Genomic DNA, 16,513 nt, shown 5'->3' on the forward strand with positions numbered 1-16,513 from the left:
ACTGGCACATCTCTTTTTCCAAGCAATTTATTGCCACAATAACAGAATAATTTTCAACAATGCGAGCATTCCTTAATCAATTACCGTTTTTTCATAAAGCATGGATAGCTTTTATTAGCGCTGTCACAGTTATGCTTGCTTTCTCTCTTCCTGACATGGAAGAACTCACCCGTAATGAGCCTCGTTTAACGGTTGGAAAACATTACCCACTCACGATTTCTGATGACATATTAACGCCCCAAGGGCCTCCCAAAGTATTTATCGACTGGGAAACCTATACGGTAAAATCGGGAGAAAGTACCGCCCTTTTATTTAATCGCATTGGTTTATCTGCCCAATTACTTTATCAGTTGGTTTCCAGTGATAAAGCAATTGAAAATCAATTATCTCGTCTTCGCCCAGGAGACAAATTGATTTTTGGATTTAATGAAGATCATGAATTTACTCAATTAATTCGCCCCATTTCTGCTTATGAATCATTTCGAATTTCAAAAGTAAAAGATAGCTTTCGCTCTCATATCGAGAAAAAAGAGATCAATACCCATTTAAACCATGCAGAGGCAACCATCACGTCAAGTTTTTGGAACGCCGGTGCTTCTTCCGGTTTAACTGCCAATCAAATTATGTCGTTAGCGGGTATTTTTGGCTGGGATATCGATTTTGCATTAGATATTCGCGCGGGCGACCATTTTGAAGTGTTGTTTGAAGAGCAATTTGTAGAAGGTCGCAATATTGGCGGCGGAAACATTATTGCCGCCGTCTTTAGTAACCAAGGTAGTACCTTCAAAGCTATATTAAATCCTGATGATGGCAATTATTACGACGAGAATGGTCGTGCAATGAAAAAAGCCTTTTTACGCTCACCCGTAGATTTTCGTCGAGTCAGTTCTAACTTTAACCCAACTCGTCGCCACCCAGTAACCGGAAAAGTCACAGCGCACCGTGGCACTGATTATGCGGCGCCAGTGGGAACACCGATTTGGGCCGCGGGTGATGGCATCGTAGATAAATCTGGCTATAACCAATTTAATGGTAACTATGTATTTATTCGTCATAGCAACACTTATATTACTAAGTATCTTCATTTACAAAAACGCTTAGTCAAAACGGGTCAACGTGTAAAACAAGGCGATACGATTGGCACATTAGGCGGAACCGGACGTGTCACAGGCCCACACTTACACTATGAGTTTCTCGTGAATGGGGTCCATAAAAATCCACGTACGGTCGATTTGCCTCAATCTAAATCCCTTTCAGGGCAGAAAAAACAAAAATTCATTCAATTTGCTAATCAACAATTAGCCAAATTGGAACGTTATGATAATCGTTTAATTGCCAATGAATAAACCAAGCTATTGATTGCTCAGTCTTTCTGTCTAGTTTCAGTCTGTCTAGTTGCAATCTGTCGAACTACAATCTGTCCAACGACACTGAAGACTTTAGGTTAGACATAAAAAAGGCCCAGTTAATTAAAAACTAACTGGGCCTTTATTATTTTTTGCACGCTACACGCTAAATGAAGCGCCGCAGCCACATGTCGTCGTGGCATTAGGGTTATTCACAAAGAAACGTGAGCCTTCTAATCCTTCGGTGTAATCGACAACGCCACCGATTAAATATTGTAAGCTCATCGGATCAACGACTAAAGTAACGCCTTGCTTCACAATGGTCATGTCACCGTCGTTGATATTTTCATCAAAAGTAAAACCATATTGAAATCCACTACAACCACCACCGGTGATATAAACACGTAATTTCAAATTTGGATTTTCTTCTTCTGAAATTAATGCTTTAACGCGAGATGCAGCAGTATCAGAAAAAGATAATGGTAATTGTTCATCGCTCATGACGACCTCTCTCATTAGCGTACTTACCAAGTAAAACTACTCAGTATCACGATTAGGTAGAATGCGCCGCTATCCAAAGCGCATTACAGATAGGGTGATTATCCAATACCTGACCTTATCGTTCAAGTATTCATCGTCACTTAGTAAATAAAACGATGAAAACTAACATTACTTCTCTGTTACAAGAAAAAAACGAGGAAACAAGTACAAATAGTGTCATCTAATATACAATACCGACACGAATTTAATCATTCACATAATGAATCTCTTCTGCCTAACTTATCTGGCCTACTGTCAATAAGCCGAGCAGCGAGTAAGTCGTCATACACTATTTAAGGATAGAGCATGAGTAAATCCTCAGAACTATACCAAAAAGCCCAACAAACCATTCCCGGTGGTGTTAACTCTCCCGTTCGAGCATTCAACGGTGTGGGAGGTGATCCTCTTTTTATCGAACGTGCTGATGGGCCATTAATTTTTGATGCCGATGGTAAAGCTTACATTGATTACGTCGGCTCTTGGGGCCCAATGATTTTAGGCCACAACAATAAAGCCGTTCGTAATGCTGTTATCAAAGCGGCAGAGCGTGGTTTAAGCTTTGGCGCACCGACCAAAACTGAAATCAAAATGGCGGAGCTGGTGTCTGAAATGGTGCCATCCATGGAACAATTACGCATGGTAAGCTCTGGTACGGAAGCAACAATGAGTGCGATTCGTCTTGCTCGTGGCTTTACTGGCCGAGATAAAATTCTAAAATTTGAAGGTTGCTACCACGGCCATGCCGATAGCCTACTGGTCAAGGCGGGATCTGGCGCATTAACTTTAGGTCAACCTAGCTCTCCGGGCGTTCCGGCTGATTTTGCTAAACACACCCTCACCGCAACTTTTAACGACCTTGAATCTGTCCGCGCTTTATTTGCAGCCAACCCAGAACAAATTGCTTGTATCATTGTTGAACCTGTCGCTGGTAACATGAACTGCATTCCACCTGTTGAAGGCTTTTTAGAAGGTCTACGTGAGATTTGTGACGAGCATAAAGCCCTATTGATTTTTGATGAAGTGATGACAGGGTTCCGTGTCGCTGAAGGTGGTGCGCAAGATTTTTATGATATCAAACCGGATTTAACCACTTTAGGTAAAATCATCGGTGGTGGTATGCCTGTTGGTGCCTTTGGTGGCCGTAAAGACGTGATGCAATATGTTGCGCCAACCGGACCTGTTTACCAAGCTGGTACGTTATCTGGTAACCCTATCGCTATGGCAGCTGGCCTTGCATGCTTGAAAGAGTTGCGCGGTGAAGAAAATGAAGCTCGTTTAGCTAAACGCACTAAGCAGTTAACTAAAGGCTTGAAGAAAGCGGCTGAAAAATATGACATTCCTTTTGCCGTCAACCGTGCCGGTGGTATGTTCGGTTTCTTCTTTACCGATAAAAAACACATTACTTGTTACCAAGACGTCACTCAATGTGATACTGAGCGCTTTAAACGTTTCTTCCATTTAATGCTAGAGCATGGTGTTTACTTAGCACCGTCAGCGTTTGAAGCCAGTTTTATGTCTTTAGCGCATTCCTCTCGCGAAATCGAAGCAACGATTGAAGCCGCTGAACGTAGCTTTGCTATTATGGCAAAAGAAAAATAACGATTATGGCAAAAGTGCTCTAATTGCAAACAAGCTCTAATAATTGCAAAAGAGTGATCATTGCACCAATCAACTCGCCCTACATTCCAATGGATTCTAGGGCGAGCCTTTTGTTTACCACTGCCAATTAAGCACCACGACTATCCCTAATAATATTGCCCCAATGGTAAACCATGGGATTTTTCTTTTGGATGTTTTCTCACAACCACATTTATTATCACAACAACCCATTACCTCTCCTTACTACTTCAATTTTATCCAGACCAATGCCGCTCATTCATCAAGAAATCAGCGATTGATTCGAGACTTGATTATCGCCATTATAGATACTCAATGACTTAACCTTCATTGAGCTTAGGTATTAATCATACGACCTTTATTTCATTAATAGATTCCATCGACAAGGAATATGTATGCCCTACAAATTTAAGATGACCGCCACGCACTGGGTGCTGATCATTGCGTTACTTGCCGCCGCTTATGCTTGTTATTTATTGATCACGCCATATCTAAATTCGATCATCATGGCATTTATTATTTCTTTATTATTAACACCCATTCATTCTCGCTTAAGCCAAACTTTACCCAAGCATAAGAATATTACTGCCTTATTATCGTGTTTATTATTAACCGTTGTGATTGTACTCCCTTTATTGGCAATTTTTGCTGCCATTGTTCAACAGGGGGCGCATTTATCTCAAACGGTTTACGCTTGGGCCACCAATGGAGGGATTCAAGAATTATTGGCTCATCCTTATGTTGTGAAAGGGCTCAACCTCATCAATCATTATTTACCCTTTGATCATGTCACTCCACAAGAAATAGCCCAAAGAGCCGCTAAATTCATCTCACAATTTGGGAGTATTTTGGTGTCAGTGAGCGCTGGCGTTTTAGGTGATGCGACTCATTTTATTATGAACTTCTTGTTAATGTTATTTGTTTTATTCTTCTTGCTTCGAGACCAAGAACGATTAATCAATAACATGCGACATATTTTACCGCTATCACGCAGCCAAGAAGATCGCTTACTCACAGAGATCGAACAAGTGTCAAAATCCGCTGTATTAGGGTCCTTTTTGACCGCAGTGGCACAAGGCTTTGTCGGGGGGTTAGCATTTTGGTTTGTCGGCTTACCAGGGCTATTTTTAGGGACCATGATTGGAGCTGCTTCTTTCATTCCCGTAGTCGGGACAGCCCTTGTCTGGGTACCTGCGGCAGGATATTTATTCTTAACCGGTGACATTACTTGGGCACTGTTTATCGTGGTATGGGGCATTGCCGTTATTGGTTCGATTGATAATTTATTACGTCCAATCTTAATGCAAGGTAGCGCGGGCATGGATACTCTGATGATCTTTTTTGCCTTACTAGGGGGCATTCAATTATTTGGCTTAATTGGTTTGATTTATGGGCCACTTATCTTTGCGATTACCATGGTGCTGTTTAAAATGTATGAAGAAGAATTCAAATCGTTTCTGAACATGCAAGACAACAGCTAGAAACGGCACTTTTCTTCGCTTTTCATCCGCCGCTACGGTGAATTAATTGGTATCTAGGCTTGATTATGAGAAAATCAGGCCTGTTTTATTTTTAGGTAGCCCTTCACATGACAACGTACACAGCACCAAGCCAAATAGCCCAACGTCAACTTGACTATTTTAATGGAAAACACGTCTTGATTGCCGGTGAGGCGGAAGATTTATTCTGCTTGGAGCTGGAGAAACACTGTGAATCGGTTGAGGTTTTTACAACCCATTATGGTTATCATCAGCAATTTCAACGCTACCCACAAATTCGCTCTTATTTTGGCGCGCAATTAACAGATGATACTCAAGCCGATATGCTCTTGCTCTATTGGCCAAAAGCCAAAGCCGAAGCTGAATACCTGCTTGCCATGCTTATGGATAAACTCGGGCCACAAACCGAAATCTGTGTGGTCGGTGAAAACCGCTCGGGTGTAAAAAGCATTGAAAAAATGTTTGCTCAATACGGTGTGATCAAAAAATACGATTCCGCCAGACGCTGTTCATTTTATTGGGGACAAGCCACTCGCCAAGCACAACCTTTTGATATTCAACAATGGTTTAAAACCTATCCACTCACTGTTGGTGAAACCACATTAACCATCAAAAGTTTGCCCGGTGTATTCAGCCACGGTGAATTTGATAAAGGAAGCGAATTACTGTTAAGCACCCTACCTCGCTTATCCGGTCGAACCTTAGATTTTGGTTGTGGCGCAGGCGTCATCGGCTGTGTGATGGCAACAAGAAATCCTAATATTACAATAGAGATGTGTGATATCAGTGCCTTAGCGGTAGAGTCTAGCAAAGCGACCTTAAAAGAAAATGGATTAACCGGTCATGTGTTTGCTTCAGATATTTATTCAGACGTGAGTGGAAAATATCAAAATCTCATTAGTAACCCGCCTTTTCATTCAGGGTTAGACACCAATTATTGCGCCGCCGAACAATTGCTATCCCAAGCCCCGCAATACCTTACTGACTCAGGGCAAATGATCATCGTAGCGAATAACTTTTTAAAGTACCCGCCCATTATTCAACAAAGCTTTGGCCAGTGTGAAACCTTAGAAAAAAATAATAAATTTTCGATTTATTCAGCACAAAAACACTAAGCTTCGCCCATCTCTTCCAGCCTACTACTTACCCCAGTAGTAGGCTTTCTTGTACTTTGACACTCCAATTTGTGACATTCATCGTCACCGATCACCTTTTTTACTATCGAAAATCAAGTATTCTTAACTATTCGCGAATAAAGTAGTAAAAAGGCATATTATCTAAATTGTGACATTTCTAATTAATACTCTTTCCTTTAGCAACGATTGACCATAGGTGAATAACGACATCATGTTAAAGTCACGTAAGACTCATAAATTTCAAAGACTTCAGCACACTTTAATGGTGGCTTTTCTCGTTTTAAGTCTCACACCTTTAACCATTATTGGGCTTTTTTTCTTACATTCTCACAGCCAAGATCTCCAACAGCAAAGCACCTCATATTTAGTCTCTGTTCGCGACACGAAAAAACAACAAATTAACGATTATTTAAAAGCGAAACGCTCAGAAGCATTAGGGATTGTTCGTTCTGAGCTTGCCTATTCAAGTGGAGGGCGTTTTTATGGTTTGATCAGCGCTTTTAATAAATTAGGTGACAGCCCTGAAGAATCACGGGCCAATGCTCAACAGCGTTATATCTTAGGCTCAGGCGATCAAATTAAGACTTCGGTATTGCCTGACTCGAAATATTACGCCAGTACTGAGCGTTATCGTCTTCTTCATAAACGCTATCACTGGGCTTATCTTGATATTTTAAAACGCTCTGATTTTAGTGATATTTTATTAATCGACCTTGGCGGAGATGTCGCTTATTCGGTCCAAAAAAATGATGATTTCGGTACCAACCTGTTAACTGGGAAATATAAAGACTCTATGTTAGGGCAGACTTTTCAGCAGTTAATTGAAGTCGTCGAAAAATCTCGTCAAAATAATGAAGATTACACTCCCCTTGTGATTTCAGATTTCTCTCAAAGCCACGGTCAACAAATCCTTTGGATAGGCGCGCCTATTATTCAGCAAGGCTACCTTCACAGCTATGCCATGTTTAAATTGCCCAGCACCGAATTAACCAATATTGTGGCCGATAACAATAAAGACATAACGAAATTATTAATTGGTTCCGATCAACAAGCTCGCATTCAAGGCATCACAACTGAGCAAATCACCTCTAGCAACGCAGCCATTCAAAAAGCCTTATCTGGCGAGACCTCTGTCGGATCATTTAGCAACCTAAATGAAGAAAAAACTCTGGCTGCCTATGCACCAATACACATTCAAGATAAAACTTGGGCCTTGGTCGTCGAGCTACCAGAAAAAGATGCGTATGCCCGCGTACAACAACTGAAGCATATTTTCTACCTTGTGATGCTCGGCGGGATCATCGTTGTCTTTGTTTGTTCTCATTATCTTTCAAACTTTATAACGCTCCCTCTTCTCAAGCTGACTTGGGTCGCAGAACGTGTCTCTGCTGGAGATTTATCGCAAGAGATCGTCAATATCGACCGCAAAGACGAAATTGGCAGGCTCGCCACCAGCTTTACGCGGATGCAGCGCTCTATCAAAGAGAAAATAGAGTTAATTGGCGCGCAAAATACTAAGTTAGAAGACAATATCAAAATAATTCGCCAACAAAACGATGAGCTGCATTTAGCCAATAAATTAAAAGATGAGTTTTTGGCGACCACCTCGCATGAGTTAAGAACGCCATTACATGGGATGGTGGGAATAGCAGAAGCTCTGAACTCAGGTGCCAATGGCCCAATTCCAGCACATCAAAGACACCAACTTTCGATTATTATTAATAGTGGACAACGATTAGCCACCTTAGTCGATGACCTATTGGACTATCATAAAATGCGTTATGGCAATTTAGATATCCAAACGACTACCGTCGATCTCGCAGCCACTACCCAGTTAGTTTTAGAGCTCTCTAAGCACCTATTAGGGGAGAAGCCAATACGTATCATCAACCAAATTCCAGCCGAGTTACCGCTCGTCTTAGCCGACGCGCAACGCTTAGAACAAGTGCTGTACAATTTGATTGGCAATGCGATTAAATACACCTCTGAAGGTAAAATTATTATCTCGGCAACCATGCTTGAGAAAAAGATCCGCATTCAAGTGGTGGATACCGGTCAAGGGATCCCATCTGATCAGTTAGAGCATATTTTTGAACCTTTAATTCAAGCCGGGCAAGATTCCAGTCGTTATCGCCAAGGCGCAGGACTGGGGTTATCTATCAGCCGTCAATTAATTGAATTAATGGGAGGCACTTTATACGTCAGTAGCCAACCATTCGTCGGTACCACCTTTAGTTTTTCTTTAGCCATTGCTAGCGAAGAGGATATTCAAGCTCACCAAACAGACACGGTCCAAACTCACTTCCAAGCACCTGAAGTGACCTCTTTTATCAATAATGAAGATGACTCTTTACCACAAAATCCAGATGGCCCATTACTGATTGTGGCTGATGATGAACCTGTTAACTTACAGATCCTCGACAGTTTTTTACGCTTAGAAGGTTATCGAGTCAAAACCGCCGTCGATGGTATCCAAGCCTTAGCCCTGATTGAAGAAGAAAAACCAGAATTATTACTATTAGATATCATGATGCCGGGCCTCAATGGCTATGAAGTCTGTCAAGATGTCCGTAAACACTATGATCACGGCCAATTACCCATCATTCTATTAACAGCCTTAAGTCAAACCAATGACCGCATTAAAGGCTTTGATGTCGGGGCGAATGATTACTTAAATAAACCCTTTAACAAGCAAGAGCTGGCAGCACGAATACGCGCTCATTTAACCGCAAGTAAAGCCGAGTTACGTCGTATTGAAAATGCACAGTTACAACAAGAGTTACGTATTCGAGAGCAAGTGGAAGCCAGCTTACTTGAGACACAAGGACGTCTACTTGAGCAATTAGAATCAGCACCAGAAGCCATTATTTGTTTAAGAGAAGACGGTCGAATTCGTTTTGCCAATGATTCAGCCGCCAAACTATTTAAACGAACCCCTGAACAACTTAAACGTTCTCAAGGTGATGAAATCATTGCGCCTAAATACTTGAGCATGACCCAAGAGCACTATTGTGGTGACATTGATATTTTTGTCGACGACAGACGAGAACATATCACCTGTGACGTTTTAACCTTACCTGAAGGATCTGGGTTAAAATATATGTACATCTTCAATATTGGTGGTGGGATCAATGCACAACGGATAGACAACCTGGAAACCGCAATTGAAGCCTTATCCAGTTATGCCTTTGAAGGTGATAAAAACAAATTACAACAATTGAAAGAACTTGGCGGGGAGTTCACTCGACTGGCCGATAAAGTCGCTCATAAAAGTGAAGACAAACAACAAGTCATGCGAGAAATACTGGTCGATACCATGAATACCGCTTTAGACTATTGGGAATCCGATACTGGGCAAACCAAATTTACTCTCGCTGAACAAAGTGGATTATGGCGTGTGTACCTTGACCGAAGCACACTCCAGACTCGTACTCTAGATAAATACTTACGTATTGAAACCCTACCCAAAACACCAAGGTGGCGTACCGTATTAAATACCATAGATTACATACTTGAACACACCTCTCTTGATAACAGCCAACGCCAACATTTACTTTGTTGTCGTGAAAAGTTACAAACCTTACTCACCAGCTAACCTTACGACTAGCTAAGGTTAAGATCTGAATGAAAAGCTCATCAATGACGATGGGCTTTTTTTATTACCCTCATTTCCTTCCTTGCATTATACCAATCACACGTAGGCTTATTCCCCTTATTGGTTTGACTCTTTGCTGGTTTCGATATTGCTATTTCCAGTTAATAAACCCTCTTTGAAAACTTTATTTTTAAAATAAATTAACCAAACCACTCGCCTGTAAATCAAACAAAAAATGCTATTATTTCAGCCACAAATTGCTCAGAAATGATCTTATTATTGGTTATGCGAAGCCACTCACAACAAATCGGCAATATTTCTTTCATATAAAAAATAAAGCAAATCCAAGCGAAGTGATCATTATCACCAAATATTAAAAAACCATTAATCATCAATATATACAAAGAAAAAATAGATAGTAAGTACTTACATTAAAATGAAGAATGGTCTTTAAATGTGATCTTAATCACCACTAAAAATCGCATAAAAATAAACCACTTTCGCTTAGTTTTTACGTTTTTAACGTAAAGTCGAATGGTTTTAACGTTATTAACGAGAATCGAAATTGACGATTTCAACGGTAAGGTGTTTTCTTGTAGGGCAAAGGCCTACAGGCCACTCGAAATTATCGACTCGGTGTTTAGAACATCACATCGAAAAGTGGGTAATGGATGAGGTAGGTCTCAGCGAGTGTTTATCAATTGATGACATTCCTTTTAATTAAGCTAAAACAAAAGCAAAAAGTAAGGAACAGCTATGCTTACCAATATTAAGAAAACAGCAATCGCTGCCGCAGTTCTCTCTGTGGCAGCAACAGGCTTTAGTTCTATCGCCACCGCCGCAGAGCGTAGCGAATTAACAATTGTGCCTGATTTCTACCCTACAATGGTGCGCAACTTTAACCCATACCTTGGCGCCACTAACTTAAAAACAACCACAGATTTTATTTACGAGCCTCTTGTTATTTTTAACGAAATGCATGGCAACACACCAGTAATGCGTCTTGCAAAAGATTTCAAAATGTCAGATGACCTATTGTCTGTGACCTTTGATATCCGTGAAGGCGTGAAATGGTCTGATGGCAAAGCATTCACCGCTAACGATGTTGTTTACTCGTACGACCTATTGAAAAAATACCCAGCACTCGATCAGTCTGGTATTAATAAATGGGTGAAAAGCGTAGAGAAGAAAGGTGACTATCAAGTTATTTTCCACCTAACTGAAGCAAACTCTAACGTACCTTATGAAATTTCGAAAGTGCCTGTTGTTGCAGAGCACGTGTGGAAAGACGTGAAAGATCCGACTACTTTCACTAACGAAAACCCAGTTGGTACCGGTCCATTTACTGAAATCGATACCTTTACTCCACAACTTTACATCCAATGTGCTAACCCAAATTACTGGGATGCAGATAACCTAGATGTTGACTGTTTACGTGTACCTCAAATTGCTAACAACGATCAGCTATTAGGGAAAATTGTCAACTCAGAATTAGACTGGACCTCTTCATTCGTACCTGATATCGATAAAACATACGCATCAGTCAGCCCGAACCATCAATACTGGTATCCACCAGCAGGGACTCAATCTTTCATGATTAACTTCGCTGAAAAAGATCCAGCGAAAAAAGAAGCGTTAACTAACGTCGACTTCCGCCGTGCATTCTCTATGGCACTTGATCGTCAAACTATCATTGATATCGCTTTCTACGGTGCAGGGACACCAAACGACTTCGCATCCGGCCTAGGTTATACCTTTGAAGCTTGGTCGGATGAAAAAGTTCATGAGAAATACAAAGGCTACAACACTTACAACGTGGAAGGCTCTAAAGCATTGCTGAAAAAAGCAGGCTTTATCGATAAAAATGGCGATGGGTTTGTTGAAACACCATCTGGCAAATCTTTTGAGCTCTTGATTCAATCACCAAATGGTTGGACTGACTTTAACAACACAGTACAACTGGCGGTAGAGCAACTACAAGATGTTGGAATTAAAGCCAAAGCACGTACTCCTGAATTCGCAGTTTACAACCAAGCGATGCTAGAAGGTAACTATGACGTGGCTTACACCAACTACTTCCACGGTGCTGACCCATACACTTACTGGAACTCAGCGTACAACTCAGCACTACAAAGTGGTGAAGGTATGCCTCGTTTCGCAATGCACTTCTTCAAAGATGCTAAGTTAGACAGCCTATTAAATAGCTTCTACAAAACAGCAGACAAGAATGAGCAGCTAAACATTGCACACCAAATTCAGCAAATTATTGCTGAAAACCAAGTCACAGTTCCGGTTCTATCTGGTGCCGCTATGTACCAATACAACACGAAACGTTTCACAGGCTGGTGGAATGAGAAAAACCCACAAGGCCGTCCACAAATTTGGGCTGGCATTCCTGAGCGTCTACTACACGTACTGGACCTAAAACCAGTTAAGTAACACGCTCAACCCTTGCGGCGCACTTATTGAAACATGCTAGCAGTGCGCCGCCCTTAACCCCCCTTATTGATACGAAAACGTATGGCGCTCGTCGTCAGGGGGTTTCTTTGTCTGAATAACCGTCTTATCTAGACAGCCTGTATCCAGAAACAGGCCAAAAAATCTGGGGAAGTAGAAGGTGTAAGTTATGGGATTCTTCTTAAAACGTTTAGGATTTTATTTTATCGCATTGGTTGTGGCCGCCACGATCAACTTTGCGATTCCACGCGCAATGCCCGGTGACCCAGTAACCATGATGTTTGCTCATGCTACGGTACAAGTCACCCCAGAACGTATTGCGGCAATGAAAGAACTATTAGGCTTTGTTGATGGCGGGATCATCGCTCAATATTTTGCTTATATTAAAAACATTTTTAGCTGGAATTTAGGGACCTCTATCCAGTTCTACCCTCTTTCTGTTGAGAAATTGCTTGGCAGCGCGTTTGGTTGGTCATTATTTTTAGCCGGAACGGCGGTTATCTTTTCATTCTCTATCGGCTCCATTCTGGGCATCTTTGCCGCTTGGAAACGCGGTAGTAAATACGATGCCTTTATCTCTCCGGGCATGTTAGTAATTCAAGCGGTACCTCAAGTGGTTATCGCGATGCTTGCCATGTTTATCTTTGCAGTCGGCTTGCGTTGGTTCCCAACCGGTTACGCCTACACGGCCGGTACAATTCCAGACTGGACCAGTTGGGCTTTTATTAAAGATGTCGCTTATCACGCTGTGCTACCACTTTTTTGTGCCTCAGTCGTACAAATCGGTGGCTTCTTAATCAACATGCGTAACAACATGATTAACCTGCTTAATGAAGACTACATCACGATGGCAAAAGGTAAGGGCTTAAGTGAGAACCGCGTGGTATTTAACTATGCCGCACGTAACGCCATGTTGCCAAGTGTCACCGCACTGTCTATGTCATTGGGGATGGCGATTGGTGGACAACTGATTGTTGAAATCATCTTTAACTACCCAGGGCTTGGCACTGTTCTTTTTAACGCGATTAACTCTCGTGACTATCAAGTTCTGCAGGGCCAATTACTGATTATGACCTTGTTCATGCTGTTCTTTAACTTATTGGCCGATATGTTGTATGTCGTACTAGACCCTCGCTTACGCAAGGGAGGTAAATAATCATGAAAGCATTAATTAACTTATTAAAAGGTAATACCAAAGCAATGCTTGGTGTCGTTATTCTGACTGCCTTTATTTTAATGGCCTTGTTTGCCCCATTAATTACCAAACATGAACCGGATCGTCGCACCGGTAATCCACATGAATACCCAAGTGCAATCACTCATATTGCGAAACAAAGTCCTGATGGTTGGGTGGCGCAAAACCTCGCCAATGATCGCCGTACTATGATCATGTCGAAAAAAGAAGATCATGTATTAGGTACAACACGTATGGGCCGTGATGTGTGGTCACAACTAGCTTACGGAGCTCGCGTTTCTCTAGGAGTAGGCTTTGGTGCAGGCTTAGTGGTGTGTTTTCTCGCGACAGTGATTGGTGTCTCTGCGGGTTACTTTGGTGGACGTATTGACGACATCTTAACTGCGGCCATGAATATCATGCTGGTTATACCTCAATACCCATTACTGTTCGTTCTTGCCGCCTTCATAGGTGAGGCCGGCCCATTAACGATAGCCCTGATTATAGGTTGTACCTCCTGGGCATGGGGGGCACGTGTGGTTCGCTCGCAAACCTTAGCCTTACGAGAAAAAGAGTTTGTAAAAGCCGCTGAAGTATTAGGTGAGTCTTCGTTCCGCATTATCTTTGTTGAGATTTTGCCAAACCTCATCTCAATTGTTGGTGCAAGCTTCATCGGCTCTGTGATGTACGCCATCATGATGGAAGCCACCATCTCGTTCCTCGGTCTTGGCGACCCAAGCACTATTAGCTGGGGCATCATGTTGTACAACGTACAAACCTCATCTGCCATCTTAGTTGGCGCATGGTGGGAACTGATCACTCCATGTCTTGCTTTAACAACACTTGCGGTAGGTTTAGCGATGTTGAACTTTGCCGTGGATGAAGTAGCCAACCCACAATTACGTTCTCATAAAGGCATGAAACGTTGGAAGAAAATTGCAGAACAAGACATTAAAGCTCGTAAGCCAGAGTTACCACCACAAAATGTTGTATGGAGCGGAGATAAATAACTATGACGACGACTCAAAAACAAGAACCGCTAATTTCCATTCGTAACTTATGCGTTGATTACATTACCGATGCTGGTGATGTCCGTGCGGTCAATAATGTGAGCTTTGATATTGCCCCAGGCGAAGTCTTTGGCCTTGCCGGTGAATCAGGTTGTGGTAAATCCACTGTCGCTTTCTCATTAATGCGTTTGCATAAGCCGCCCGCGTTTATTACCGGTGGTGAGATCATCTTCGATGGTGAAAATATTTTGAAATACAGTGAACAACGTATTCAAAGTTTCCGTTGGAGTGAAATGTCCATGGTTTTCCAAAGTGCCATGAACGCCTTAAACCCAGTGCTTCCCATGGAAGAGCAATTTTGTGATGTGATCATGCGCCATACCAATATGACGCGTGAACAAGCGAAAAATCGTGCTGAAGGCTTATTAGAAATTGTCGATATCCACCCAGATCGTTTAGGGGATTATCCTCACCAATTCTCTGGAGGAATGCGTCAACGTCTGGTGATCGCCATTGCGTTAGCGTTAAATCCAAAAATGATCATTATGGATGAACCAACCACGGCGCTGGATGTAGTGGTGCAACGTGAAATCCTACAAAAGATCTATGCGTTAAAAGAAGAGTTCGGCTTTTCAATTTTATTCATCACGCACGACTTATCCTTGATGGTGGAGTTCTCTGATCGCATCGGCATCATGTATTCCGGTGAACTCATTGAAGTGGCTCCGTCTAAAGAAATTTTGCAATCGCCTTATCATCCTTACACCAAAGGATTAGGGGCATCATTTCCACCGTTAACGGGGCCAAAAACCAAGTTGGTAGGTATTCCTGGTAACCCACTTAACTTATTAGAAATACCACAAGGGTGCCGTTTCCAAGCACGTTGTGAGCGCGTTCATGACACTTGTCGTCAAGTACCCACACAACTTCGTCAAATTGAGCCTGGAAGGTTATCGAATTGCCATTTATATGGTGAACCTATTGTTCAAGTTAAAGCTTAATTTCATCATCACTTTAACCCATGGATAACCGGCACCAAGCCAGTCGTGAATTAGGAAAGCTGGAGACAACTATGAGCTCATCAGACAAATATGGAAAATTATTGATAGAAGGGAAAAACCTGGTTAAAGACTTCCCTATCACCAGTAATTCATTAAAACAGCCAATGATGCGCGCCATCAATGACGTGTCATTTAAAATGTATAAAAGCCGAGGCTTAGCGGTCGTGGGTGAATCGGGTTCAGGTAAATCTACCACCGCCAAAATGATCGCTAAAATGTACCCCCCTACTGCTGGGACAATTGAGTACAAAGGTCGCGATATCTTAGAGATCAAAAACAAACAAGATCTCATGCATTATCGTGAAGGCGTACAAATGGTATGGCAAGACCCATTTGGATCCTTAAACCCAACCCATAATATTTTTCACCATATTGCTCGCCCTTTGATCATTCATAAAAAGGTCAAAAGCAGCCACAAAAAAGAGTTACAAGAACGCGTATACGAACTGCTAGAACAAGTGGGATTAAACCCGGCAAAAGAAACCGCGGCCAAATTCCCACACCAACTTTCAGGCGGTCAACGTCAACGCGTTAACTTAGCCCGTAACATTGCAGTTGGCGCTGAAGTGGTGTTAGCCGATGAGCCAACCTCCATGCTGGATGTCTCGATTCGTGCCGGTGTGTTGAACTTAATGGAAGAGATGAAGTTCGATAAACAAATGTCGCTACTTTATATCACCCATGACATCGCCACCGCTCGCTACATTGCCGAAGATCTTTCGGTGATGTATGTCGGACACATGGTGGAATGGGGAGACACCGATGACATTATTCATGATCCACAGCATCCATACACTCAACTTTTAGTGTCAGCAGTACCGGATCCCAAAAAATCCATTCATGAAAAATTAAAAGGCAATAAAGGCGAGATCCCACTCTGGACCCCAGATTCACTCGGTTGCCCATTCGCGGGTCGTTGTTTACACGCAACGCCAAAATGTCGTGAAAAAATGCCAGGTGTCACTCAGTTGGCTAAAAACCACTTTGTACGCTGTTACTTATTTGAAAATTAATATTTTTCAACCGTCATACCAATCTGAGTTCTGCACTGGATTGGTATGACACAGAACCATTTTTA

11 protein-coding genes are annotated in these 16,513 nt (G+C 42.0%); 10 read left to right on the forward strand and 1 reads right to left on the reverse strand.

The window, feature by feature from the left end; all coding sequences use genetic code 11:
• The first annotated feature begins 59 nt into the window (after window positions 1-59).
• Entirely contained in the window at window positions 60-1,346 is a 1,287-nt protein-coding gene (locus VCA1004_RS09415) for a peptidoglycan DD-metalloendopeptidase family protein (protein WP_086981528.1), read from the forward strand.
• A 159-nt stretch (window positions 1,347-1,505) separates the two neighbouring features.
• Here the strand turns inward: VCA1004_RS09415 and erpA are convergent, their stop codons facing one another.
• Complete coding sequence (gene erpA / locus VCA1004_RS09420; RefSeq protein WP_086981529.1) at window positions 1,506-1,847, reverse strand: iron-sulfur cluster insertion protein ErpA; 342 nt, start codon at window positions 1,845-1,847, stop codon at window positions 1,506-1,508.
• A 345-nt stretch (window positions 1,848-2,192) separates the two neighbouring features.
• On the opposite strand from erpA, the gene hemL reads away from it, so the two are divergent.
• The 9 genes from hemL (at window position 2,193) to VCA1004_RS09465 (ending at window position 16,448) form a co-directional block, all read left to right on the forward strand.
• A complete protein-coding gene (gene hemL, locus VCA1004_RS09425) occupies window positions 2,193-3,485 on the forward strand; it encodes a glutamate-1-semialdehyde 2,1-aminomutase (protein ID WP_086981530.1) in 1,293 nt (430 codons plus the stop codon).
• A gap of 413 nt (window positions 3,486-3,898) precedes the next feature.
• Window positions 3,899-4,984, forward strand: a complete 1,086-nt coding sequence (locus VCA1004_RS09430; RefSeq protein WP_086981531.1) for an AI-2E family transporter — start codon at window positions 3,899-3,901, stop codon at window positions 4,982-4,984.
• A 107-nt stretch (window positions 4,985-5,091) separates the two neighbouring features.
• A complete protein-coding gene (rsmC, locus tag VCA1004_RS09435; RefSeq protein ID WP_086981532.1) occupies window positions 5,092-6,117 on the forward strand; it encodes a 16S rRNA (guanine(1207)-N(2))-methyltransferase RsmC in 1,026 nt (341 codons plus the stop codon).
• 232 nt (window positions 6,118-6,349) lie between these two features.
• Window positions 6,350-9,733 (forward strand): response regulator, encoded by a 3,384-nt coding sequence (locus VCA1004_RS09440; protein WP_232012589.1) that lies wholly within the window; start codon window positions 6,350-6,352, stop codon window positions 9,731-9,733.
• 756 nt (window positions 9,734-10,489) lie between these two features.
• Window positions 10,490-12,172, forward strand: a complete 1,683-nt coding sequence (locus VCA1004_RS09445; RefSeq protein WP_086981533.1) for an ABC transporter substrate-binding protein — start codon at window positions 10,490-10,492, stop codon at window positions 12,170-12,172.
• A gap of 187 nt (window positions 12,173-12,359) precedes the next feature.
• Window positions 12,360-13,346, forward strand: a complete 987-nt coding sequence (locus VCA1004_RS09450; RefSeq protein WP_086981534.1) for an ABC transporter permease — start codon at window positions 12,360-12,362, stop codon at window positions 13,344-13,346.
• Window positions 13,347-13,348: 2 nt separating this feature from the next.
• A complete protein-coding gene (locus VCA1004_RS09455) occupies window positions 13,349-14,374 on the forward strand; it encodes an ABC transporter permease (RefSeq protein ID WP_086981535.1) in 1,026 nt (341 codons plus the stop codon).
• Window positions 14,375-14,376: 2 nt separating this feature from the next.
• Window positions 14,377-15,375, forward strand: a complete 999-nt coding sequence (locus tag VCA1004_RS09460) for an ABC transporter ATP-binding protein (RefSeq protein ID WP_086981536.1) — start codon at window positions 14,377-14,379, stop codon at window positions 15,373-15,375.
• A gap of 71 nt (window positions 15,376-15,446) precedes the next feature.
• Window positions 15,447-16,448, forward strand: coding sequence for an ABC transporter ATP-binding protein (locus tag VCA1004_RS09465; protein ID WP_086981537.1), 1,002 nt, complete (start codon window positions 15,447-15,449; stop codon window positions 16,446-16,448).
• Window positions 16,449-16,513 lie beyond the last annotated feature (65 nt).

Origin of the sequence: Vibrio aphrogenes, from assembly GCF_002157735.2 — a bacterium.
GTDB lineage: Bacteria > Pseudomonadota > Gammaproteobacteria > Enterobacterales > Vibrionaceae > Vibrio > Vibrio aphrogenes.

Excerpts from the sequence above, each read along its gene's own strand:
- VCA1004_RS09415 (WP_086981528.1), top strand. The coding sequence starts at position 60 with ATGCGAGCATTCCTTAATCAATTACCGTTTTTTCATAAAGCATGGATA.
- erpA (WP_086981529.1), bottom strand. The coding sequence starts at position 1,847 with ATGAGCGATGAACAATTACCATTATCTTTTTCTGATACTGCTGCATCT.
- hemL (WP_086981530.1), top strand. The coding sequence starts at position 2,193 with ATGAGTAAATCCTCAGAACTATACCAAAAAGCCCAACAAACCATTCCC.
- VCA1004_RS09430 (WP_086981531.1), top strand. The coding sequence starts at position 3,899 with ATGCCCTACAAATTTAAGATGACCGCCACGCACTGGGTGCTGATCATT.
- rsmC (WP_086981532.1), top strand. The coding sequence starts at position 5,092 with ATGACAACGTACACAGCACCAAGCCAAATAGCCCAACGTCAACTTGAC.
- VCA1004_RS09440 (WP_232012589.1), top strand. The coding sequence starts at position 6,350 with ATGTTAAAGTCACGTAAGACTCATAAATTTCAAAGACTTCAGCACACT.
- VCA1004_RS09445 (WP_086981533.1), top strand. The coding sequence starts at position 10,490 with ATGCTTACCAATATTAAGAAAACAGCAATCGCTGCCGCAGTTCTCTCT.
- VCA1004_RS09450 (WP_086981534.1), top strand. The coding sequence starts at position 12,360 with ATGGGATTCTTCTTAAAACGTTTAGGATTTTATTTTATCGCATTGGTT.
- VCA1004_RS09455 (WP_086981535.1), top strand. The coding sequence starts at position 13,349 with ATGAAAGCATTAATTAACTTATTAAAAGGTAATACCAAAGCAATGCTT.
- VCA1004_RS09460 (WP_086981536.1), top strand. The coding sequence starts at position 14,377 with ATGACGACGACTCAAAAACAAGAACCGCTAATTTCCATTCGTAACTTA.
- VCA1004_RS09465 (WP_086981537.1), top strand. The coding sequence starts at position 15,447 with ATGAGCTCATCAGACAAATATGGAAAATTATTGATAGAAGGGAAAAAC.